Here is a 22,913-nt window from a genome sequence, read left to right on the forward strand (position 1 = left end):
TACATGTTATTAATTATTCTTTACGTTATACTTCTTCTGTACCCCTATTTTTGGAATCATTCATCATGAACATTACTGATAAAGCTGTTGAAGAAAAAATCCCTCCAGTACTACGATTGGGTTTTCGCCCTTTCTTTTTATTAGGCAGCATCTATGCAATTATTGCTATTACTGTATGGGTATGGGCATTTCAAACAGGCCAGCCTAGTCAACTAACCGTTCCTGCATTATGGTGGCATGTGCACGAAATGCTCTTTGGCTTTTCAATGGCAATCGTTGCAGGGTTCGTGTTGAGCGCAGTTCAAAACTGGACTGGTGTAAAAGGAACCTCCGATAAACGACTCGGTTTTATTGTGTTGTTATGGGTATTACCAAGAGTTCTTTTTTGGACACCAACACCACTTTGGATCATTTCAAGTATTGAAGCTTTATTCATGCTCGCTATCGTGTATGAAGTTGGATTCCGAGTCATTAAGACGAAAGGCGTTCGTAACTTCTTCTTCATTCCTCTATTTTTAGTCGCAATTGCCGCGAATTTCGCCAGTTACGCTACGATTAAAGGCATGCCGCCATTTACCTCTGCCGCTGTTTGGGAATCCATGCTTTGGTGGTTTACGCTATTAATCTCAGTAATGGGGGCTCGAGTTATCCCATTTTTTACTGCTCGTCGTTTTCAGTTTGAAAAAGCACAACCTGTCATATGGTTGGAAGCACTGTGTAATATCCCACTTGCTATGCTGTTTATTCTTAGCTTTTTCCCTCTTACTTCAGTTGAAATTAGCCCATATTTAATGGTGATTGCCGGCACTGCACAATTAATTCGTATGGCTCGCTGGAAAGGCCATAAAACACTCAGTGAGCCGTTAGTTTGGTCACTTCATGCGGGGTATTTATGCATTCCTCTTAGCTTATTAATTCGTGGACTTACCAATGATTTTTTCATTTCACACACCGCGATTCATTTGTTTGCTATTGGTGCATTAGGCGGCGTTATTTTAGCGATGATTGCTCGTGTCACTATGGGTCATACTGGTAGAGAGATCTATAAAGGACCGGTTATGTGGCCAGCTTTCTCAGCTATTATTCTTGCTGCAGTAGTTCGCTCTGTCGGCGTGATCTTGTTCCCTGAATATATGATAGATATGATTAATCTTGCCGCTGTACTTTGGGCATTCGCATTTGGTCTATTTGTCTGGCATTTTGGCCCTATGCTATGCAAAAAACGTGTTGATGGTCATCCAGGTTAATTTACGGCACGAATAAACAAGATCCAACTCACACATTCTTAATATTACTGTCAACATTAACAATAGTTAATGTTGACACAACCTTTCCTTAATCTTCCCCTCTGTATTCTTCTCTTAGTTTAAAAATAATTACTATTTTTACTTTGAGGAATACAATATGAATGTATTAGGTTACATGCAAAAAGTAGGTAAAGCGCTGATGGTTCCTGTCGCTACGCTTCCTGCTGCCGCGATATTAATGGGTGTTGGTTACTGGATGGATCCAACTGGTTGGGGTGCCAACAGTGTATTCGCTGCGTTTTTAATTAAATCAGGCGGAGCTATCATTGATGTGATGCCGATGCTATTTGCCATTGGTGTGGCGTTTGGTTTAAGTAAAGACAAAAACGGTTCGGCGGCACTAGCAGGTTTCATCTCATTTACCGTTGTTACTACCCTTCTTTCTCCTGCGGTTGTGGCTCAGCTTGAAAACATTCCTTTGGATCAAGTTCCTGCCGCTTTCGCTAAAATCAATAACCAGTTTATTGGTATTGTTGTTGGTATTATTTCGGCTGAGATTTACAACAAATACTCGACGGTTGAACTACCAAAAGCACTTGCTTTCTTTAGTGGCAAGCGTCTTGTTCCTATCCTGACATCAATCGCTGGTATGGCATTATCATTCATTCTTTTATACGTATGGCCTGCTATTTTTGATGCCCTAATCTCTTTCGGTACTCAACTTCAATCGATGGGCGCAGTAGGTGCTGGTCTGTTCGGTTTCTTTAACCGTTTAATGCTAAGTGTTGGTATGCACCATGCACTTTATCCTGTCTTCTGGTTTGATGTTGTTGGTATTAACGATATTCCAAACTTCTTAGGTGGCGCACAGTCTATTGCTAACGGTACTGGTATTCCTGGTCAAACAGGTATGTACCAAGCTGGCTTCTTCCCTATCATGATGTTTGGTCTTCCTGGTGCTGCACTTGCTATGTACCACTGTGCTGAAAAACGTAATAAAGCCGCGGTATTCTCTATCATGCTTGCTGCTGCAATGGCGTCATTCTTTACTGGTATCACAGAACCACTGGAATTCAGCTTCATGTTCCTTGCTCCGTGGTTATACCTGATCCATGCAATCTTAACGGGTCTATCTCTATTCATCGCTGCAAGCATGGAATGGATGGCTGGTTTTGGTTTCTCTGCAGGTTTAGTCGATTTTGTACTTTCAAGCCAAAACCCATTAGCGGTTAAATGGTACATGCTGATCCCACAAGGCCTTGTATTCTTTGTTCTTTACTACACAATCTTTAGATTCGCGATTAAGAAGTTTAACTTCCTAACTCCAGGTCGTGGTGAAGACATGAATAAAGATGACTCTGTAGAAGAGAACATTACAGATGTAACCAATGCCTACATTGAAGCCATTGGTGGGGCAGACAATATTCTAGAAGTAGATAACTGTATTACTCGCCTACGTTTAACAGTAAAAGACTCTGGTCTTGCTGATAAAGATAAACTGAAATCAATTGGTGCAGCAGGTGTTGTTCCAATGGGTAAAGGTGGCTTACAAGTTATCATCGGTTTAGGAAAAGTAGATAAAGTTGCTGCTGAAATGAAAGTGATTTTAAAAGTCGAATAGCAATATAATTAAATACGAACCACATTTAGTTAAATTGGTATAAGCACCATAATATTCGTACCAGATGTTATGGAGTACAACTCAAGAGTCTTAATTCTTCCCCCTTTAAGACTCTTTATGATGTATTCCTATTTTCACTATTTCCAAAACTAGTTATCTAATCCCACCCCTTTTCTTGTTACACTACACCAATCAAAATTTGAGATGCATTTATGAAAATATTGGTTATAGAAGACGATCAAACCACCCGTGATTTTATTGCGAAAGCATTAGAGCAAGAAGGCTTTATTGTCGATAGTTCCGGTGATGGTAAAGAAGGCTTAATGATGGCAATTAGCTGTGAATATCAGTTAATTGTATTAGATCGCATGCTGCCTAACCTTGATGGTTTAAAGATTTTATCTGCCATTAGAGCGACAGATAACCAAACACCGGTATTAATCTTAAGTGCCCTTGATAGTGTAGAACAACGTGTTCAAGGACTAACTGCGGGTAGCGATGATTATTTAACGAAACCTTTTGCTTTAGCGGAATTATTAGCTCGTATTAATATTATCTTGCGCCGTAACCGTCCTATCGAAAACACATTAAACGAGATAAATATAAATAATCTAACCATCAATTTACGCTCTCAGAAAGTAACGATAAATAACGCCCCTATCGTATTACAGAACAAAGAATTCATTTTACTGCGTTTTCTTGTAGAACATGTTGATGAGGTCGTTTCTCGTATGCGCTTATTTGAAGCCGCATGGGATTATCATTTTGATCCAAAAACCAATGTCATTGATGTTCATATCGCAAAGTTACGCAAAAAATTAGAACAAGGCGGGGCTATCGATTTCATCGAAACAGTACGTGGGGCGGGTTATGTTATTAGACAAACGCGATGAACTTTATCGTTCCTCTATTCTAAAATTACTGATCTGGTTCGCTATCGGCTTGTTTTCAATGATGGCATTATTACTGTACCAACTGTATTCAACCTCTGTTAATTTATATAATAAAAATCTAGATGAATGGCTACAAGCAGAAACATCGCAACTTCAAACCATCGCTAAAACAGACGGAATAGAAGCACTTCAACAAAATATCAATAACACGGATAATAGCAGATACATTTACCAACTGGTTAATCATGCGTATCCCACCCCAACAGGCACTTCGGCCACCACATATCCTGTCATTGCCCAAATAAAGCAATATCAAGCTCAAAATAACCTTCCTGAAATGAGAGCGACAAAAATTGAGCTTCCTGACGGTTCCGAATTAACCATAGGTATTGACCAAGAACGATACTTACATTTTAAAAACCAGTTAGATTCATCCGTGATCTGGGGGACGTTTTTCCCTTTTATTGCATTATGTTTGATTGCAATTCTAATCGCTGTATATATTCTTAAACGTTTAAACCTCGTGAATCAAACCATGAACCGAGTCATGCTTGGTGAGCGAAATGTACGTTTAAAAGTGGGGCCTGATATGAATGAGTTTGATTTATTGGCACTTCACTTAAACAATATGCTTGAGCAAATGGAACAAAGTGAAGCAAAACTTAAATCATTAACCGTAGATATTGCTCACGACTTAAGAACCCCGATGGGACGCATTAAGTTACGCATTGAAGACCTTTTATATGATAATACAGTCACCGATCATCATCAGGATAAATTAGAAAACATACAATCTGATTTCTCTCTTTTGCTTGATACCTTTAATGGCATGATGGAGTTATACCATTTAGAAGATGGCGGAACCCCTGTTAATAAGCAACATTGTGAGCTGAGTAAAATAGTCCAAGATGCTATCGAATTTGCAGAGCCTACGGCTTTAGATAAACAACAGAAATTATATTTAACCATAGAGATGCCCTGCCCACTGTACGCCAATCCAAGCCTGCTTTTTCGTGCGGTATTTAATATTATCGATAATGCGATTAAATACACTCATGAAGGAGGGGTAATCGAAGTCATTGTTGATTGCTTTGGTGTTGTAGTCGCGGATAATGGCATTGGGATCAAGCCTGAAGATAGAGAACGGGCGTTAGATCAATTGGTACGTTTAGATCCTAGCCGAACAGAACATGGCTTTGGATTAGGCCTTGCTCTGGTAAAAACCGTCATGAAAATACACAACGGTAAAATCAGTTTAAGTGATAACTATCCCGGTTTACGGGCACGGTTATTATTTGAGGAAACAGTAAACAACAAGTATTTAACGCAGTAAATTCCATGCTTCGCACATTGTTCTAAACTTATCAGCATTACCCGACTCTCTATCTGGGTGATGCTGCATAGCCAATTTACGCCATTGTTTACGGATCTCTTTTGCAGTCGCGCTTTCTGACAAACCAAACAACTTTAATGCCTGAATGCGATCCATTGAAGAGATAGTACTAGATCCTCCTAAATAACGACGGTAGTTACTCCAAAAATCGTTCAATAAACGCTTAACTTCATCTTCTTCTACTTGGTAATTTGTCCACTCTACATAATATTCTCGCAGTGGATGTGTGGTATCAATAGCCTGTGTTGAACCAGCTGTTTTCGCCACAGAAAATAACTGTATGCTCATGGCTTCGACTTGCAACCATTGCTCTGGATACAACTCTGTTTGCAACTGATAAAGTGCATTCATGATTAAAAAATTACGCTTAAACAGATCTTTATCTGGGCTTTCATCAAGCTGTGTTAATAAGCCTTTTTCGATCAAATGAGAAGATAGTGTATGAACTCTCCATTCTCGGTCTGTTTCTTGTAGCACTTCAAACAGAGGCCACACTAACGGGTTTTCAAACTGTCCATCTGCTTTTTCTAACCGATTATCCGTCACTTTTTTTGCTCTAATCGTTTAATTAACGAATTAAGATTCCAAGCGCAAAATAAATTAAATAGGATCACTGAACTCATGATAATCGACATTCTTATCCACGGTTGTTCTGTTGCTAAACGGTATTCAGCTATGTGGTAAATAGTAGGAAGCCACACCGAAAAGACCCCAATAATAAGGCCTGCTTGTAGCATTCTAAATACAAATTCTTTATTAAAAAACAGAGTAAAAGGCAATGCAACAAGCACAGAAACGACCATCAGATTCCCTTCTCGTAAAAAATGAGCAGCCATTATCCAATACGCTAAAAATACAATAATTGTTCGCCACATTGATAATAATCCTCTATTTTATTTAAATAACTAACCGTTATAACTATACATTCTAGTACTCATAGTGACTTAAGTATAATCATAAAAAATGGCAGCCATTTCTGACTGCCATTTTATTTACAAACTTAATTCACTATTCAGCAATCTCTGCTTCTTCTAACGTTTGTTGAGTTCGGCTTGCTGGTGTTTCTTGCCCGAAGCCTTTCAAACCCACCACATGAACGTGCTCACGATCTTTGAAGATCTTACGAACCAGTTTATACGTCGTACCTTTCTCTGGGCTGATGTTCTCTGGTGCCGCGATTAATAATTGCATATCCAGACGGTCACACAATTCAAATAACGTCGCGATAGATTTGCCATCTAGACGTGCTGCTTCATCCAAGAACAATAAACGACAAGGCACTATATCTTTACTGCGAAGACGACGAGATTCATCTTCCCAACTTTGTATAACCATCAATAGGATCGCTTGACCCGTACCAATCGCCTCACCTGTTGATAATGCGCCCGACTCTGCTTGTAACCAACCATCAGCACCACGGTTTACTTCAATATTCAACTCTAGGTAGTTACGGTAATCCAGTAACTCTTCACCCAATGTTTGCGGTGAACGTTGACCAACATCGATGTGTGGGTTGATACGTTGGAACAGTTTCGCAATTGCTTCTGAGAACGTAAAGCGTGGGTTACCAAACAAGTCTTGATGCTGAGCTTGATGCTCAGACAGACCAGCAAGTAGCATCGCGTGTGTTTCACGGATACCTACGTTTAGACGAACCCCCTTAACTTGACCAAAACCAATTTGAGATAAGCCTTGGTTTAGCATGCGAATGCGGTTTTGCTCACGCTGAATCGTTTTACGAATAATACTCGCAACACTTTCAGAGCTTAATGCTAAGCGATTTTCACGAGAGGTTAGTTCTTCAGTCAGACGACCAAGCTCTGTTTCCATCTCTTCAATTGCTTCAACTGGATCATCCGTATGAATGATATCTTGGCGAATACGCTCACGAAGATGCTGATAAACCGCAATGTAGAATAGTACCTTACGCTCTGGCTTACTTGTGTCTTCCGATGCTCGTAATGAATCACGTAGATCTTCATTATCTGCAACCGCTAAACGAAGTGCTCCCAATGATTTATCCGACATTGAACGCAATTCTTCTGCACTTAAGTAGGCTAATTCACGTTTATGTAGACGACGCTCAACATCATTTTCACGAGCTAAACGTAGCACTGAACACCAACCTGCTTTTGCGTTAACCACAAAAGTACGTAGCTCTTTGTACAGTTTTTCAACTTTACGAGATTGCTTAACTAAACCTTTAATCTCAAGCTCGTTTGATGTGATGCCTTTTTCTAGCTCACTCTTACGGCCGCGAGAACTGTGTAGACGCTCGTTTAATTCGCCTTTACGAACTTCAGCACGCTCTAGTGCACTGTGATCCGCATGAACACCAAACTCTTGTAATTCACGTTTAAACTCTTGAACCGTTTCTTGCTTCGCTTGATGTGAACTCTTAAGCGACGCCATTACTTGGTTGTATTGGTTTGCTTGTGCTTGAGATTGTTTTTGCTTCTCTTTTGCTTTAGTACGCGCTTGTTCTGCTTGTACTAATTTCGCTTTAAGTTGTTCGTTTAGTTCACTGCTCTTATTAAGCAATGCCACTGCATCCTCATAACCGAAGTGATGACGACGCTCTACTAAATCAGAAATAGCAAACAGTTGAGCCTTAATGCTTTGTAGCTGGGCATCAATTTGCTCATGCTCTGCTTTTAATGCATCAAACTGCTCAGGATCCACTTCTAGAGCACGTTGCAAGCTTTCTAACTCAGCAATCGATTTGCCATTTTGACGTAAGAAACTTTCGGCTTCTGATACTTGTTCAACTTGAAGATTGATCTCTTCAAAGCGCTCAGAGATGGTTTCATCTTCAAGAACATTGATGTGTGGTACGATCTTAGAAAGCTGAGACAATGCTTCTTTTGAAGCAATCATTTGAGATTTATGTTGTTGCTCTGCCGCAACGAGTTCGTTTAATTGACGGCTTGCTTGTGATAATTGCTCACGTGCTTTTTTCAATTCAACTTCTGGATCCGCATCAAACGCGACTACTAGGTGCGTTGATACAAAACCATTAAAGCTTTGGTATAGACGTTGAAGTTTTTGTGAATCAAACGCTGCTTTTGCGTGTTCTTCAACGGCGATTTCACGCTCTTCACGTAATGTGTCTAAACGTTGTTCACGAGCCGCGCGACCAAACAATGGCAGTTCAGGGAAACGAGAGTAACGCATCTGGCGATCATTTAGATGAACACAAACGGCATTCTCCATTTCATCAGCATCAAATACACTGTCATCAAACGCATCAATATCGCCTTCAATGATATAAAGGTCATCTGGACAATCATCAAGATCAACCAGTTTTTCTTTAATGCCCGATAAATCAGAGACAACGATAGCATGACGAGCAGGACCGTAAAGCGAGCTGAAATACGGCGCATCACTTAGTGTGATATCGTCATAAATTTCAGAAAGCAGTACGCCACCTAATGTATCAGCAAGACCTTTAAGACGAGCATCACCACTACCACCAGGGGCAGCTAAGCGTTCAATTTCACCATCTAACTCTTCTTTACGAGCAGAAAGACGATCTTTATTGGTTGAAAGCATGCGCTCATTTTCTAGCGTTTCTTGCATTTGGCTGATAACCATGTGGCTATCTTCTAACTCAACACCACATTGGTCATTAAGTTTGTTTAATGCATCGTTCGCTGCAATCCACTTGGGTGCAATCGATTCTAAACGCTGTGTTTCAGAACGAAGTTGCTGTTCTTGGCGTTTCAGCTCTGAGCGTTTATCTATAATGTTTTCTTGTTGTTCTTGAGCCGTCTCAAGCATCTCTTCATGACGAGCTTGTTCTTCTTCAAGAACGATTTCAGAATCAACCGTGATGTTAAAGCGTTTTGCGTATTCAGCCGCTAATTCTTGAGCTTGACGTTGCAAACGAACGGCACGCTCTAAATCTTTGTACTGTGCTTTAAGCTGCTCTGCACGCTCTGCAATATTGCTGAACTGGCGAGCTTGTTCAATTAACGCTTTGGCTTTATCTGACGCTTCGCTGCGCTCAACATGACCTGCAATTGAGGTAACTAATGCTAAGCCACGTTCAAATTGTTGAACGGCTGCAGAAGAAAGGTCCAACTTATGTTTAATCGCAAGAAGTGCGGTTGTTTGACGCTCTTCTTTTGCTTTTAACTCTGATTGAAGATCTACTGCATTGTTTTGCGTTAAATCATTATTCGTTGTTAGCTGTTGTGCTTTCTCAAGCGCTTTAACCGCTTGTTGGTATTGAAGCGCACGCGTTTGCTGCATATCCAACGCTTGTTGGTAATCAGCAAGCTGTGTTTTAAGGCTATCAACTTCTTCTTCAGTTAATTGTGCTTGCTCTTCTGACATCGCAAGTTGTTCAGCGGCTTCTTCCACTACCATAACTTGTTCTTCTAGACGCTCTGTTAGCTCTTCTAGATCTTCAGAGTAGCGTTCAATCTTCTCTTGTTGGCGAACGGCTGTTTGCACTAATTGAAGATGATCAGATGCAGCTTGATAATCTTGCTCAAGACCAGATTCTGAATCAGTCAGTAGCTCTAATTCACCTTGCATGTTATTTAATACAGAAGATAGACCCACTAAACTGCTTTGTGCATTCATTAACTCAACACGGTGCGTTAATGTCTGCTCTACTTTCTTACGGCGATCATTTGCATGACGCATATAATCTGAAGCAACATAGTTGGTTGATTCGGTGATTAAATGCTTAAATAAGTCACGATCAGTCTGTGTTGTTTTGATCGCTTCTAGCGTCATGCGATTTTCACGCAATGCCGCTTCCATGTCTTGGAACGCTTTTTTCACACCACCATTCTGAGGCAGTAGATAATCACGTAGGGAACGCGTGATTGCACTTGAGATACCGCCGTATAAAGACGCTTCAAGTAAACGATAGAACTTAGAACGATCACTCGTATTACGAAGCTTCTTAGGCAGAACGCCGTAATCAAACATTTGTGCGTGATAATCAGTCACCGAATTAAACGCTTTGAACTGAACACCTTCGTATTCTGCAACAAGGTCTTTTACTTCATGAATTTGGCGTACGCGCGCTTGATTATCAGAGACAGCCTCGATCATTAACTCGGTTGGTTTCACATGACTTGGAAGACCAACAATAATGAACGGTTTAATGTCTACTTTCTTATCACGGCCAGCAACCTGCTGTAATTTAACCGCAAAAAGAACGCGTTGATTACGTGAATTTACAACGTCTAATGCCGCATAACAGGCACCCGGCTTTAATTTACCGTGTAACCCTTTATCACGAGACGCTTGCGAGCTACCCGCTTCGGTTGTATTACGGAAATGCAGTAGCGATTGGTCTGGAATTAGTGTTGTGATAAACGCGGCCATCGTGGTCGATTTACCGGCACCGTTACCACCAGAAAGTGTCGTTACTAGATTATCAATATCAAAGGTACGCGCAAAAAAGCCGTTCCAGTTAACCATGGTGAGTGATTGATATTTACCACGTTCAATCATACTCATGCATCACCTTCCAATTCTAATTCATGCTGCTCTTCAGCTGGCATATCGTCTAACTTTACGTCGTCATCAAGGTCAAAACTTGATTGGCTCGATTCTTCATTATGAATAACAACCGCTTCACCATCGCGGATCAAGCGTAGTTGCGCTTCTTTCATATCATCATTAGAGCGAACATCAGCACCAAAACGGAATACCGCTTCACTGATACGGAATTTACCTTGTTCGCCAACTTGAATGATCATACCTAAGCGCTTTAAACGGCGCAGTGAAGTACGAACTTTATCAAACAGTTTTTCTTTATCTAAATCTGAGCCAGATGCTCGATTAGTCACTAATTTCATTAGCTTTTGTTCATCAGCTAATACAAGTAACTCATCAAATAACTCTTGATTAGTAAAGATACCTTCATGCGCCAAACGCTCAGGGCTTAGGTATAAGAAACACAATACTTTACCAACCAACATGTCTATCTCGGCCAATACACTGCGTGCAATGAAAGAGGTAGAACGCGGACGTAAGTAGAAGAACCCTTCTGGCGCTTTAACTAATTCAGCATGATAGCGTTGGTAGAACATACCTAACTCATGTTCAAATTCACGTAACAATGCATGATTATCTAAATCTTCGCTGGCAATATGGCGGCCAGAACGCAATAAACTGTCTAATGCTGGGAATAATGGATTAGCAATTGCTTTTGCTAATTTCTCAGGCATAAATTCTTCAATATTTGTCAATGACATTTGCTTGTACCTTCGCACCGAATTCGTTAATAGACTGCCAATCAGGTTGAACGGCTTGGAAATCGGCTTCTGAATAACCGAGACGCACGGCTTGATCTACCACGATACGGGCAAGATCAAAGTGCTGGGAATGAGGATAAGTCGTTAGGTAATTTTTAAGCATTGTACCTAATTCAATCGCTTCACCCGTCGCTTTATGACGTTGAAGCATTTCACTCACTTGTTCTGCTAAGATATCTGTGATTACACTTAATTCTTCATATTCCATTTCATCTGGAACAATACCGGTGACTTCGTCATCACGTAGCATAAGAGCTTCATCACGCATATCTCGTAATCGTTCTGTATCGGCATACGTTAGTAGCCAAGGCGCATCAAAATAGCCTTTAACTGAATCACGTAAACGTTGACTGAACGCACGGTTTTTATCCATATCAATCGCGGTACGAATAAATTTATGTACGTGTCTGTCGTAGCCAATCCATAAATCAATCGCTTGTTGTCCCCAACTTACAATGCGGTCAAGTTTCATTTGCAATGCGTATAACAAGGCATCAATGAACTCTAACTCTTCATTACCATAAACAATTTCTTGAATATTAAGTAATTCAGTTTGAAGTTGATCGCCCGCCGCTTGCAATGAATCTTGTAATTCACGCAGGTTGCCAGAAGTTTCATCAAGCAGCTTTTCACAGCTAGAAATTGCTTCACGCCAGTTTTGGTTTAGCAGCTCTGCAATTTCTTCTTTGACTGATTGTTGTTGTTCATCCATAACTCGTTGGTTTAGGTCAATACGATCAAAGATCTCTCCAACAGAATATTTCAGAACGCCAAATACGTTTTTACGCCAGTGTTTCGCTTCACCACCTTTTTCAGCCGCTTGCGATGCCTTTTGGATTTCTTCTGCAACCATCGCCAACTGAATAGAAAGCTTCAATTTAGAGAATTGACGGTGGCGCACGTAGTAATCCGTAATGCCAATAGCTAATGGTGTAAGACGATAGATGTTCATTCCATCGGTGCTTTCACCACTAAAACGGCTAATTAAACGTTGTTTTACTAATTCATTGATTGCATTGTTCGCACGAAAAGCAATGGTGTCATTGGATTGACCAAATAAACCACTGATGATACCAAACGCATCGTGAAGTTCACCTTCACCCAGCTCATCATCAAATCTTTCATTACTGAGAACAGCAATGGCCAACAAAAATGCCAAACGCTCGGTCGGCAAGTTCAATGAGAAATCGTGCTGCTTTACCCAGCCAACCAGTTCATCAACCGTTTGGTCTGTAACAGCATTAGAAAACTCACTCATTGTGTATCCTTTGTGTACATCATTATTATTTTCTCTTCGCCCATACGTGAATATAACGACCAAGAGAGAGATAAGGCTCTTGACGGCATAACTGCTCTTCTAGCTTCAGCACGTCTTCGATTTGGTAGTCCCCCATGTATTCCATATTACCAATGTAATCATGAAATGAACGAATACCCGATTTTCCTTTAATTTCATAACCAGCGTCTTCAATCCACTGATAGACATCATTTGGCATTAAGCCTTTTTGTGGTTGTAACTTAAACCGTTTTCTATGTGGCATGCCATCTAAAACATGAGGAATGTTGCCACAAATCACATTTTTCAATACTAAACCGTGGTGATTATAAAACATAATCGAGGCATAACCACCAGGTTTTACTTGCTGCAATAGAATATCTAAGGCTGTTTTGGGATCTTCTAACCATTCCATGACAGCATGAAAGAGTAGAATATCAACCTTGCCTACTTTATGCTGTTCAATTTCTTGTACAGCGGAGTGAATAAATCGATATTGAGCCAATAAACCATTGTCTTGAACTGATTCTTTCGCTAACTTCAACATTTCTGAAGAAATATCACATAATGTCACCAAGTGTTCTAGTTTGGCTATTTGTTGAGATACCTGACCAATTCCTCCGCCGGCATCTAAAATAGAAAGTGGCGCAGAATTTGCTTTAATATCAGCTAAGATAGTCATTATATCTTGCCATACAATAGTTTGACGGATTTCGCCTTTGTCCGAACCATAAATGTTCTTTGCAAATTTGTGGGCGATGTCGTCGAAATTACGGTCTTTATTCACAGTGGTTAAGTTATGATATTATCTATTGGAAACAAGCATTGTCGCATAAGAGCTCAAGGAAGTAACAGCATGACGCTGTTTTTTGCTCTCAAGTGGTGGTTTTTCATTCTATATCAGCGGTAATAGTCAAAAAATATGTTTGAGTTAAAGAAGTTTGTATCATCAATGCTGATGCCCTTACCAGGATTACTCCTAATTGGGTTTATCGGTCTATTCATTTTATGGTTTTCAAAAAGGAAAGGATTTGCCTCTTTTTTACTAACATTGTCTCTTGTGGGGATTTTCATGCTGTCTTTTCAGCCAATCACTGCCCCATTATTAACAACAACTGAGCGCATGTACCCCTCATTCATCGCACCTGATGTGCCTGTTGAATATGTTTTAGTTTTAGGGAATGGTCATGTTGTTGATGATGAAATTTCTCCCATTTCAGAATTATCTCGTGCAGCTGTTATGAGGTTAACAGAAGGGATCCGTATCTACCGTATGTATCCTGGGGCGAAATTAATCTTATCAGGTTACAGCGGCGGAACAACGGTAAGCCATGCTCGTATGATGGCCCGTGTAGCCCTTTCTCTTGGTGTAAATAAGTCAGACATTCTTTTACTTGAAAATGCTCGTGATACTCACGAAGAGGCGATTCAAACCCTTAATTCAGTCGGTAACGGTAATTTAGTTCTTGTGACTTCAGCTAGTCACATGCCAAGAGCAATGAAAGAGTTCCACAATTTAGGCTTAGCACCAACGCCTGCACCAACAAATTACTTAGCGCACTCACAAATTAAACAACCGTGGGAAAAATATGCACCAAAAGCGAAGTATTTAGAACAGTCTGAACGATTTTGGTATGAGCAAATGGGTCGCTGGTTTATGGATCTCAAAGATCTTTTAATGGCAAGAGAAGAGCAAGCACAAGAAACAAACAAAATTGAGTTTGAAGACGTTATGGATAAAGTAGATGATATAACAGAATCTCTACCATTACCGAAAGACAAATAGCAGCTTTAAACTATTCATATAAAAAAGCACGAACCAAAATTAGATTCGTGCTTTTTTGTACGTATCGATAAGTATTTGATCATTTTTACTTATTTAGGATAATTACAATCACTTATCCGAATGAGCATTACTTAAAATGATAGATCTCACTTTTTTTAAGTCTTCTGGTGTATCAACGCCTGCTGCAGGGGCTTCTTTTGCCACTGCTACATGAATTTTTTCACCATACCAAAGTACTCGTAATTGCTCTAAACATTCAATTTTTTCAAGTACACTTGGCTGCCAATTAATGTACGTATTAATAAATCCAGCACGGTACGCATAAATGCCGATATGACGCAGTAATGGATTCGCCGTTAATGCCTCTCCTTTTGCAAAAGCATCACGGTCCCAGGGGATTGCAGCACGACTAAAGTACAACGCATACCCTTCTGCATCGGTAACGACTTTCACTGCATTAGGGTTAAATACGTCATCTTCTTCATCAATGGTAACAGCCAATGTTGCCATTGGTGCCATCGAATCTGATAGGTTTTGTGCGACTTGTTGAATAATACTCGGTGGAATAAGTGGTTCGTCCCCTTGTACATTTACAACGATTTCATCTGCTGTAATGCCACACTTTTCAATCACTTCTGCAAGACGCTCTGTGCCAGACTCGTGATCGGGTGAGGTCATACATACGTCGCCACCAAAGCTTTTAACTACCGCTTCAATACGGGGGTCATCGGTTGCAATAATAACGCGGTCTGCCCCTGCCTTTGATGCTTGCTCATAAACCCATTGGATCATAGGTTTACCACAAATATCAGCCAATGGCTTACCTGGTAAACGTGTTGATTGGTAACGAGCGGGAATTATGACTGTGAACGACATAGCTCTACCTCTTCCATTGTCATACGGCGGGCTTCAGGCTCAATCATTACTGGAATACCTTCTTTGATAGGATATGCCAGACGATCAATTTTACAGATCAGCTCTTGCTTATCTTTATCGTAGTTCAATTTTCCATTACACACAGGACAAGCAACGATTTCAAGAAGACGATAATCCATATTGTTCTTTTACCTCTATAATTTTATCTAATATTTGTTGTGCTTTTTCTTCTGGGAATTTGGCATCAACAGGTAAATACCACCATGACGATTGAGCAAAGGACTGACACTTAACTGCGTCTTTCTCTGTCATAATTAATTGCTCGCCATACTGCATTAAATTTTTAATTTCTGTCGGTTCAAACGCTTTATGATCACCAAATCCTTGAGTGTGAACCACATCTGCATTTAATGATTTTAACGTGTCAAAAAAGCGTGGGGGATGACCAATACCAGCAAACGCAACCAAGTTAGATAATGAAGAAATTACGCGCTTTTCACCTGTCACGAGGTTAATCGCATCACTAGGCTCAAGCTTCATTGAAATTTCGTTCTCTTTTGGCTGATCTCCATTACAAATTAAGAAATCTACCGTTAATAAACGATCAATCCCCTCCCTTAATGGCCCTAATGGGATGTATTCCCCATTACCAAAACGACGCTTACCGTCAATAATAATGAATTCAATATCTCGCTGTAATGCATAGTGTTGCAGACCATCATCCGTAATAATAATATCAACACCTTGTGCTTCAAGCATTTTCACTGCATCGCTACGAACAGGGGCGACAGCTACATCCGCTTTGGTGCGCTGCTTTATCAATACAGGTTCATCGCCAGAAATATCAGGTGTCGTTGTTTCGGTAAGTAAAAAAGGATAATACGGAGCTTTACCACCATAACCACGAGAAGCAACCCCTACTCTGTAACCTTGTAGTTGAAGTTGTTCAACTAGCCATACAACAACAGGGGTTTTTCCATTCCCTCCCGCTGTTATATTTCCCACAACGACAACAGGAACAGATGCTCGATAACTCGATTTCTTACCAGATTGATAATCCGCTTTTCGTTTTGAAGCCAACCATTTAAATAAGCAACTTAGGGGCCATAACACTGGCCACAAAAGCTTTCCTAAAATATGGGTATCAAACCAAATTTTCTCAACCATTAATCACCAAACTGAATGCGGTGTAACTGTGCATAAGCACCATCATGTGCAATTAGTTCAGCATGTGTTCCACGCTCAACCACTTCACCTTCATCAATGACAAGGATCTGATCTGCACTTTCGATTGTTGATAAACGGTGTGCAATAACTAATACAGTTTTGTCTTTTTGCAGCTCATCCAATGCTGATTGAATCGCTTTTTCTGATTCCGTATCTAATGCAGACGTTGCTTCATCAAGAATTAATACCGATGCGTTCTGCAACAGAGCACGAGCAATAGCGATACGTTGACGTTGACCACCCGATAGACTTGCGCCGTTTTCACCAATCATGGTGTCAAAGCCTTGCTCCATTTTATTAATAAAGTCAGAGGCATAAGCAAGTTCAGCCGCTTTTTCTATCTCTTCACGAGTAAACTTACCCTCTGAAGCATAAGAAATATTATTTGCTACCGTGTCATTAAATAAATGCACGTTTTGAGAGACTAACGCAAAATGTTTACGAAGATTAGGAAGTTTATAATCTTCAACTTTATCGCCATCTAATGATATTGTGCCCGAGTCAACATCATAGAAACGAGTAAATAGATTAGCAATAGTACTTTTACCTGAACCAGAACGACCAACTAATGCAACCGTTTTTCCGCTTGGAATATCAAAACTGATATTTCGTAATGCAGGACCTTCTGCCGTTGGGTAAGTAAATGTCACGTTTTCAACGTTAATCTCACCACTAACTTTTTCTTTAGTAATTACACCATCGTCTTTTTCTTTATCCATATCCATTAATTCGAATAAAGTTTGACACGCAGCCATACCGCGTTGGAAATCAGACGTTACGCCTGTTAACGATTTCAATGGACGAAGTAAACCAAACATCGCAGAAAATACAACGGTAAATGTACCAGGAGTTAATGTTTCTTTAATTGAGTCTACGCTTGCTAAAAATAATACCGTAACTAGTGCCAAAGACGCGATCATTTGAATGATAGGGTTAGCTAAACCTTGAGCTACCACCATTTTCATTCCTTGTTGACGCATGTGGTTACTGATGTTATCAAAACGCTCAGATTCAACCTTTTGACCACCGTAACTAAGTACCACTTTATGGCCTTTCAGCATTTGTTCAGAGGTTGCTGTTAATGAACCCATTGCTGTTTGCATGCTCTTACTTATCTTTCTAAAACGCTTAGAAACAAAGCTAATAGCAAAAGCGACTACAGGAGCAACAACAATAAGCACTAAAGATAACTGCCAGCTGTTCCAAAACATAAGACCAAGTAAACCAATAATACTTGCCGATTCACGCACAATATTAACTAACGCTTTACTGGTTGCAGAGGCAACTTGTTCTGAATCATAGGTAATACGAGAGAGTAAGCGACCTGTAGATTCTTGATCGAAATAGCTAACTGGCATATGCATAAAATGATTGAATATTTGACGGCGAATTCGCATTACTACGTTGCTCGCGACCCAACTCATGCAATAGCCAGAGATAAACCCACTAAGACCACGAATAAACATCATTGCTAAAATGATAAATGGCATTTTCTTTAAAAAGTCTGAGTCTGCACTACCAAAACCTTCATCTAATAATGGTTTCAATAGCGAAATCATATAGGTATCACTTAAGGCATTAATAACCAGAGCAACAATCGCGACCCACAGTCCAGCTTTATAGAGAGAGATTAATGGCCATAAGCGTTTAAATGTTACCCATGTAGATTCGTCTTTTTCAATAGTCATAAGTACTTATTCTTCATATACAATTACCTTTATTCTACTCTGAATTTAGATTATCGCCAAATAGCTTTCTATACCAGACATTGTGATTGAGCAGTGAATAACCTTTAATCACTAAATTATCTTGATCACTTGTAATATTGATCTGCCCTAATTGAGCAGTATCTAACCATTTTATTCCTTTTTCTTCATATCGATCTTTGATTGCTTTACTTGGTAAGTTCCAAGGGGTAAATCTCCCGGTAGACACTACAGCAACCTTACCTTTCATTTCTTCAGCCCAACGCATTGTTGAGGAACTATTTGAACCATGATGAGGGACTAGAAAAACATCCACATCATCAAAATCATTTTGATTTAATATCAACATTTCTGAAATAGCATCAATATCGCCAGTTAATAAAAAAGTCCATTGTTCAATCTTAATTTTAACTACACATGAATGAGGATTATAAGCTCGCTTAGCGCTTTTGGGAGGCCAGATCGCGGTGAATAACATATCGCCTTCTCGCCACTGTTCACCTTTAATACAATATTTATTGTTTACCCTTATCTCACTCGTTCTAATCCATTCCGGAGTGAATGCATCTGTTAAATATGCTTTTCCACCAGAATGATCATTATCTGAATGACTGATAATCAAACCATTAATCGACTTCACCCCACGAGAATATAAAATGGGTTCAATGACGCTTTCAGCAATACTGCCATTACTCCATTTCATACCTGTATCATAAACGACGGTATGCCCTTGGTTTGATAATAGTACTGATAAGCCATGACCGACATCCAAAAAATCAACTTGCCATTTTTTCTCAGGTTTAATCAAAACTGAACACAGTAATAACAATATAAAAGGTTGAAAGAAATATTTCACAGGAAAGATGATTCTGGCACTAATCAAACCAATGATGATAAGAAAAATGCGATTCGTTTGATGAGACAATACAAACCATGAATGCTCAGCTTTTTCTGCCAACCACCATATTGGAGTTAATGACCAATTAGCTAAACCCCAAGATAGTTCAGAAATAGAATAATTTACCTGTCCAGAGAGAACCGCAAGTAAGCTTAAAGGAACCGTGAGCAAGCTAACCCAAGGAACAGAGAGTAAATTAATTATTGGTGATAAAAAACTGACACCAGAAAAAAAGTAAGCTTGTATCGGTGCTAATAACACAAAGAGCCCACATTGAATGAAAACCACCTGACGCAGTTTCTCCATAAATGGACGAGATTTATTGGTAAAGAATCGTTGATAAAAATACAATGATAAAAGAACCACAGATACAGCACTAAACGAAAGCCAAAAGCTCATAGATAAGGCTGAAAAGGGATTAATAACAAGACATAACAATAAGCACCATAAAAATAATAAATGCTTAGGCCACTTCCAACGAAGAATCAAAACTAATGAGACTAAAAGACAGCCAATCAATGCTCTAATTGTGGGTAAGGAAAAATCCGCAAGCCATGCATAAAAAGTAGCGAGTAAACAACCAATAAGGACAGGCAACCAAACGGTACTTCTGCAAGGCAAAAAACTTCTAGCTATCTTACCTAACCACCAACCTATAGCAAAAACAAAACCAATATGAAGACCCGATATCGCCATTAAATGAGCTAAACCTGAATTTCTTAACACTCGCCATTCATAAGTGTCTATTTCACCTTTATAACCAAAGGTTAGCGCTAAAAGTAATGATTGAAATTCTTTATTCATCGTGTGTTTATAGGTATCCATAAACCACAGACTTCGAATTGAGGCTGTACTATCAATTAATACTGCACTAGTAATTTTACCGTATGAGTGGATCCCTTTGGCTAGAGCGTAATCTTCAAGTTTATAGCCGACTTCATTATGTCGACCTATCGGAGGTCTCAGTTTGACAGTAAATTCCCATAATTCACCTTGTTTGAAAAGAGCTTCGGGGATTTCTTTTTCTAAAGATTTTTTAAAATCTCGAATTGAAAGCCTTAATAAAGGCGATTGATAAAACTTAACTGGATAAGTGTTAATATGACGAACATGGACTAAAATTGAAGATGTTCTTTCTTTAAATGCAATTAGACTTTGAATTTCACCTTTGATGGTAATATCATGCCCCTGACCATAAAGCAGTTTGTTTACCTCTTTATAGTAAGTTATGTGTGAGGATGTGATGATTAGTCCCAGCAGGATGCCTTGTATTAATTTAGCTTGGGAAAACTTTAGTGACACTAAGTAACTAAAAGCACACAGTAAAAATGCAAACAAGGGCAAGTTTGTCGGCCAATAAGCTGACGACAAAAGAATAAGAATTACGACTACGATTTTAATTCGTATGTCATTAAAAAGAAGCATTAACTCATGCCAAGAAAATTCATTAAACGTTTTTTACCAAACCACGAAACCATTAAGCGCCAAAAAGCATTAAAAGTATTCGGCAATGTATTATATAACCCAAACTTATGGTGTTTGAACCGCCGTTCTGCAGCTGGCGCGTTTGCTGTCGGTTTATTTATGGCTTTCGTCCCTCTTCCTAGTCAAATGATTATGGCTGCTGGGTTAGCCATTTTGTGTAGTGTCAACCTTCCATTATCTATTGCATTAGTATGGGTTAGTAACCCTGTCACTATGCCTGTTTTATTTTATGGCGCCTACAAGATTGGGGCTTGGGTATTATCAACACCCGCCCAGCATTTCCACTTTGAATTATCATGGGAATTCATTGGCTCACAAATGTCGACGATTGGTCCCCCATTTCTTCTTGGTTGCGCTATTTGCGCCGTTCTTTCTGCTCTTATTGGTTATTTTAGCATTCGCGGACTTTGGCGATATTCAGTTGTTCGAAGCTGGAAAAAACGTACATTAAGATCAAAGCTATCTAGAAAAAGTTAACTTACCCTCTTCACCCATCACATTTCTATTACTGACAGCAGATCTTTGCTGTCAGTTCACAAAACTTCATATCCACACAAGCAATATAATGACTTTAATGTGATATATTCATGTTTATCTCATTAATTGAACGGTTCTTCTTTCACTTTTCAATTATTTTAGATGCATATAATACTAATAATAAATGAATCATTAAATTTATAGCTTGTTAAGGAAATCGACATGAATGAACTAACTGAATGTCCTGACTGTCTTTCAGATGAATTACTCATATCAGACAATGAACATACTGTAATCTGCTCAAATTGTGGAATAATAAAAAAAGATGGAGTGTGGCTTGTAGTCAAAGAACCTCAGAGTGAAGCTGCTATCTAAGACATATAAAAAAGCCCATACATTAGTACGGGCTTTTTTTAATAACGATACTTTTAATTAAGCAAATATTGCTTGCAGCTGAGGAACAACTTGTTTCTTACGGCTAAGAACGCCATCAAGCCAAACTCGACCATTTTCAGTTGCTTTACCATAAGCTTTAGCAGTAAGTTCATCATTATCACTTACAACTAATAACTCTGAACCTTCTTTCATGATATCGGTTAAAAGTAAGATCATTGTGTGGCGATTGCCTTCAACTTTCATTACTGCAATATCTGCTTCTAAGTCTGCTTTTATCTCATCAAATACAGAAAGATCGATCACTTCAAGTTGACCAATGCCAACAAGCTCACCGTTCATATTAAAGTCTTTAAAATCACGCATAACAAGATCACGTACAGGTGTACCTTCAACCGCTGATTTCACTTTAAACATTTCCATGCCTAATGCTTTAAAATCTTCAATACCAGCAATCTCTGCTAATGCTTCAACACATTTAATATCAGCAGTTGTACATGTTGGTGATTTGAAAATTACCGTATCACTTAAAATCGCACAAAGCATAATGCCAGCAATGTTTTTTGGAATCTCAACATTGTAAAAATCGTACATCATCTTAATGATTGTATTACTACAACCAACTGGACGGATCCAACACTCTAGAGGTGTAGATGTAGTTAAGTCACCTAATTTATGATGGTCAACAATACCTACAATTGTAGCTTCTGCAATATCATCTGGTGCCTGAGTTAACTCTGAATGGTCAACAATATAAACTTCTTCACCAGCATAGCTAGTTTTAAACTCTGGAGACTCTAAACCAAACTTATCAAGGATAAATGCTGTTTCAGGAGAAAGTTCACCTAGACGAGCTGGGATAGCAGCTTCGCCGATTTGATTTTTTAAGTAAGCAAGTGCGATTGCACCACAAATTGAATCTGAATCTGGGATTTTATGGCCCACTACATACATTGACATTGTATTACTCTCCTTTAAATATGGCGCTATTCTAACAAATTAAGACGATTTGAAAACAGAAAGTATTAATAGAACTTAAACTATCTACCATATAAATAGGTAATTATAGTAGTGGTTAAGAGATCCGAACTCCCAACACGCGAGTTCTTATGGTGGAGGAATCCGCGGCTTTTTCCCAAACTACAGTTGGCAAAAAGCCCATACCTTTCGGTATGGGCTTTTTCGTTGGCTTTCGCCTAAATATGGCAGGGGTGGAGAGATTCGAACTCCCAACACGCGGATTTGGAATCCGCTGCTCTGCCAGTTGGAGCTACACCCCTGTAGTTATTTTAATGACTTAACTTTGTCTTATTTTACTTTTAGAAAAGTAAAAATAATTTAAAGCCTGGCGATG

19 protein-coding genes and 1 tRNA gene are annotated in these 22,913 nt (G+C 39.3%); 7 read left to right on the top strand and 13 right to left on the bottom strand.

Features of this window, described 5'->3' with window-relative positions; all coding sequences use genetic code 11:
- The first annotated feature begins 65 nt into the window (after positions 1-65).
- The 4 genes from A6E03_RS16930 to A6E03_RS16945 all read left to right on the top strand — a co-directional run bounded on the left by A6E03_RS16930 (position 66) and on the right by A6E03_RS16945 (position 5,094).
- Positions 66-1,247: an NnrS family protein gene (locus tag A6E03_RS16930; protein WP_083201872.1), complete on the top strand. Its 1,182-nt coding sequence runs from the start codon at positions 66-68 to the stop codon at positions 1,245-1,247.
- Positions 1,248-1,404: 157 nt separating this feature from the next.
- Positions 1,405-2,868: an N-acetylglucosamine-specific PTS transporter subunit IIBC gene (nagE, locus tag A6E03_RS16935; protein ID WP_065593197.1), complete on the top strand. Its 1,464-nt coding sequence runs from the start codon at positions 1,405-1,407 to the stop codon at positions 2,866-2,868.
- 212 nt (positions 2,869-3,080) lie between these two features.
- Positions 3,081-3,761, top strand: a complete 681-nt coding sequence (locus A6E03_RS16940) for a response regulator transcription factor (RefSeq protein ID WP_065593198.1) — start codon at positions 3,081-3,083, stop codon at positions 3,759-3,761.
- Entirely contained in the window at positions 3,739-5,094 is a 1,356-nt protein-coding gene (locus A6E03_RS16945) for a HAMP domain-containing sensor histidine kinase (protein ID WP_065593199.1), read from the top strand. The genes A6E03_RS16940 and A6E03_RS16945 overlap by 23 nt, the downstream gene beginning before the upstream one ends.
- Here the strand turns inward: A6E03_RS16945 and A6E03_RS16950 are convergent.
- The 6 genes from A6E03_RS16950 to cmoM all read right to left on the bottom strand — a co-directional run bounded on the left by A6E03_RS16950 (position 5,083) and on the right by cmoM (position 13,498).
- Positions 5,083-5,700, bottom strand: a complete 618-nt coding sequence (locus tag A6E03_RS16950) for a DNA-J related domain-containing protein (RefSeq protein ID WP_065601358.1) — start codon at positions 5,698-5,700, stop codon at positions 5,083-5,085. The genes A6E03_RS16945 and A6E03_RS16950 overlap by 12 nt on opposite strands.
- Positions 5,697-6,029: a hypothetical protein gene (locus A6E03_RS16955; protein ID WP_065601359.1), complete on the bottom strand. Its 333-nt coding sequence runs from the start codon at positions 6,027-6,029 to the stop codon at positions 5,697-5,699. The genes A6E03_RS16950 and A6E03_RS16955 overlap by 4 nt, the downstream gene beginning before the upstream one ends.
- Before the next feature lie 133 nt (positions 6,030-6,162).
- Positions 6,163-10,635, bottom strand: coding sequence for a chromosome partition protein MukB (gene mukB / locus A6E03_RS16960; RefSeq protein WP_065601360.1), 4,473 nt, complete (start codon positions 10,633-10,635; stop codon positions 6,163-6,165).
- A complete protein-coding gene (gene mukE / locus A6E03_RS16965; RefSeq protein WP_065593203.1) occupies positions 10,632-11,375 on the bottom strand; it encodes a chromosome partition protein MukE in 744 nt (247 codons plus the stop codon). Before mukE ends, mukB begins: the two co-directional genes overlap by 4 nt.
- Positions 11,356-12,693, bottom strand: a complete 1,338-nt coding sequence (gene mukF, locus A6E03_RS16970; RefSeq protein ID WP_065601361.1) for a chromosome partition protein MukF — start codon at positions 12,691-12,693, stop codon at positions 11,356-11,358. The genes mukE and mukF overlap by 20 nt, the downstream gene beginning before the upstream one ends.
- Positions 12,694-12,718: 25 nt before the next feature.
- Positions 12,719-13,498, bottom strand: coding sequence for a tRNA uridine 5-oxyacetic acid(34) methyltransferase CmoM (gene cmoM, locus A6E03_RS16975; RefSeq protein ID WP_065601362.1), 780 nt, complete (start codon positions 13,496-13,498; stop codon positions 12,719-12,721).
- A 135-nt stretch (positions 13,499-13,633) separates the two neighbouring features.
- Here cmoM and elyC point away from each other — a divergent pair, with 135 nt between their 5' ends.
- Positions 13,634-14,497, top strand: coding sequence for an envelope biogenesis factor ElyC (gene elyC / locus A6E03_RS16980; RefSeq protein WP_065601363.1), 864 nt, complete (start codon positions 13,634-13,636; stop codon positions 14,495-14,497).
- 108 nt (positions 14,498-14,605) lie between these two features.
- On the opposite strand, the gene kdsB is transcribed toward elyC, so the two are convergent.
- The 5 genes from kdsB to A6E03_RS17005 are packed head-to-tail and all read right to left on the bottom strand — an operon-like array spanning position 14,606 to position 20,629.
- A complete protein-coding gene (gene kdsB, locus A6E03_RS16985) occupies positions 14,606-15,373 on the bottom strand; it encodes a 3-deoxy-manno-octulosonate cytidylyltransferase (RefSeq protein WP_065601364.1) in 768 nt (255 codons plus the stop codon).
- Positions 15,355-15,552 (bottom strand): Trm112 family protein, encoded by a 198-nt coding sequence (locus tag A6E03_RS16990; RefSeq protein ID WP_065593208.1) that lies wholly within the window; start codon positions 15,550-15,552, stop codon positions 15,355-15,357. The genes kdsB and A6E03_RS16990 overlap by 19 nt, the downstream gene beginning before the upstream one ends.
- Positions 15,533-16,540, bottom strand: coding sequence for a tetraacyldisaccharide 4'-kinase (gene lpxK, locus A6E03_RS16995; RefSeq protein ID WP_065601365.1), 1,008 nt, complete (start codon positions 16,538-16,540; stop codon positions 15,533-15,535). Before lpxK ends, A6E03_RS16990 begins: the two co-directional genes overlap by 20 nt.
- Positions 16,540-18,288 carry a lipid A ABC transporter ATP-binding protein/permease MsbA gene (gene msbA / locus A6E03_RS17000; RefSeq protein WP_065601366.1) on the bottom strand — a complete coding sequence of 583 codons (1,749 nt, stop codon included), beginning with the start codon at positions 18,286-18,288 and terminating at the stop codon, positions 16,540-16,542. The genes lpxK and msbA overlap by 1 nt, the downstream gene beginning before the upstream one ends.
- A gap of 34 nt (positions 18,289-18,322) precedes the next feature.
- On the bottom strand, positions 18,323-20,629 hold the full coding sequence (locus A6E03_RS17005) for a DNA internalization-related competence protein ComEC/Rec2 (protein WP_083201873.1): 2,307 nt from the start codon (positions 20,627-20,629) through the stop codon (positions 18,323-18,325).
- A 6-nt stretch (positions 20,630-20,635) separates the two neighbouring features.
- On the opposite strand from A6E03_RS17005, the gene A6E03_RS17010 reads away from it, so the two are divergent.
- Complete coding sequence (locus A6E03_RS17010; protein ID WP_065593211.1) at positions 20,636-21,166, top strand: DUF2062 domain-containing protein; 531 nt, start codon at positions 20,636-20,638, stop codon at positions 21,164-21,166.
- A gap of 222 nt (positions 21,167-21,388) precedes the next feature.
- Positions 21,389-21,541 carry a nonsense-mediated mRNA decay protein NMD3 family protein gene (locus tag A6E03_RS17015; RefSeq protein WP_065593212.1) on the top strand — a complete coding sequence of 51 codons (153 nt, stop codon included), beginning with the start codon at positions 21,389-21,391 and terminating at the stop codon, positions 21,539-21,541.
- Between the two features lie 57 nt (positions 21,542-21,598).
- On the opposite strand, the gene A6E03_RS17020 is transcribed toward A6E03_RS17015, so the two are convergent.
- Together A6E03_RS17020 and A6E03_RS17025 are read right to left on the bottom strand one after the other, a co-directional pair.
- Positions 21,599-22,519 (bottom strand): manganese-dependent inorganic pyrophosphatase, encoded by a 921-nt coding sequence (locus A6E03_RS17020; RefSeq protein ID WP_065593213.1) that lies wholly within the window; start codon positions 22,517-22,519, stop codon positions 21,599-21,601.
- A gap of 243 nt (positions 22,520-22,762) precedes the next feature.
- Positions 22,763-22,839: transfer RNA gene (locus tag A6E03_RS17025), tRNA-Trp, on the bottom strand.
- Positions 22,840-22,913 lie beyond the last annotated feature (74 nt).

Origin of the sequence: Aliivibrio sp. 1S128, from assembly GCF_001691065.1 — a bacterium.
In the GTDB taxonomy this organism is placed as follows: Bacteria; Pseudomonadota; Gammaproteobacteria; order Enterobacterales; family Vibrionaceae; genus Aliivibrio.

What these genes read in the sequence shown, in the direction of transcription:
- msbA (WP_065601366.1), bottom strand. Translation starts at nt 18,288, where the DNA reads ATGACTATTGAAAAAGACGAATCTACATGGGTAACATTTAAACGCTTA.
- lpxK (WP_065601365.1), bottom strand. Translation starts at nt 16,540, where the DNA reads ATGGTTGAGAAAATTTGGTTTGATACCCATATTTTAGGAAAGCTTTTG.
- elyC (WP_065601363.1), top strand. Translation starts at nt 13,634, where the DNA reads ATGTTTGAGTTAAAGAAGTTTGTATCATCAATGCTGATGCCCTTACCA.
- A6E03_RS16945 (WP_065593199.1), top strand. Translation starts at nt 3,739, where the DNA reads ATGTTATTAGACAAACGCGATGAACTTTATCGTTCCTCTATTCTAAAA.
- A6E03_RS16930 (WP_083201872.1), top strand. Translation starts at nt 66, where the DNA reads ATGAACATTACTGATAAAGCTGTTGAAGAAAAAATCCCTCCAGTACTA.
- A6E03_RS17020 (WP_065593213.1), bottom strand. Translation starts at nt 22,519, where the DNA reads ATGTCAATGTATGTAGTGGGCCATAAAATCCCAGATTCAGATTCAATT.
- nagE (WP_065593197.1), top strand. Translation starts at nt 1,405, where the DNA reads ATGAATGTATTAGGTTACATGCAAAAAGTAGGTAAAGCGCTGATGGTT.
- kdsB (WP_065601364.1), bottom strand. Translation starts at nt 15,373, where the DNA reads ATGTCGTTCACAGTCATAATTCCCGCTCGTTACCAATCAACACGTTTA.
- A6E03_RS16955 (WP_065601359.1), bottom strand. Translation starts at nt 6,029, where the DNA reads ATGTGGCGAACAATTATTGTATTTTTAGCGTATTGGATAATGGCTGCT.
- mukE (WP_065593203.1), bottom strand. Translation starts at nt 11,375, where the DNA reads ATGTCATTGACAAATATTGAAGAATTTATGCCTGAGAAATTAGCAAAA.
- A6E03_RS17015 (WP_065593212.1), top strand. Translation starts at nt 21,389, where the DNA reads ATGAATGAACTAACTGAATGTCCTGACTGTCTTTCAGATGAATTACTC.
- A6E03_RS16940 (WP_065593198.1), top strand. Translation starts at nt 3,081, where the DNA reads ATGAAAATATTGGTTATAGAAGACGATCAAACCACCCGTGATTTTATT.
- A6E03_RS17005 (WP_083201873.1), bottom strand. Translation starts at nt 20,629, where the DNA reads ATGCTTCTTTTTAATGACATACGAATTAAAATCGTAGTCGTAATTCTT.
- A6E03_RS16990 (WP_065593208.1), bottom strand. Translation starts at nt 15,552, where the DNA reads ATGGATTATCGTCTTCTTGAAATCGTTGCTTGTCCTGTGTGTAATGGA.
- A6E03_RS17010 (WP_065593211.1), top strand. Translation starts at nt 20,636, where the DNA reads ATGCCAAGAAAATTCATTAAACGTTTTTTACCAAACCACGAAACCATT.
- mukF (WP_065601361.1), bottom strand. Translation starts at nt 12,693, where the DNA reads ATGAGTGAGTTTTCTAATGCTGTTACAGACCAAACGGTTGATGAACTG.
- mukB (WP_065601360.1), bottom strand. Translation starts at nt 10,635, where the DNA reads ATGAGTATGATTGAACGTGGTAAATATCAATCACTCACCATGGTTAAC.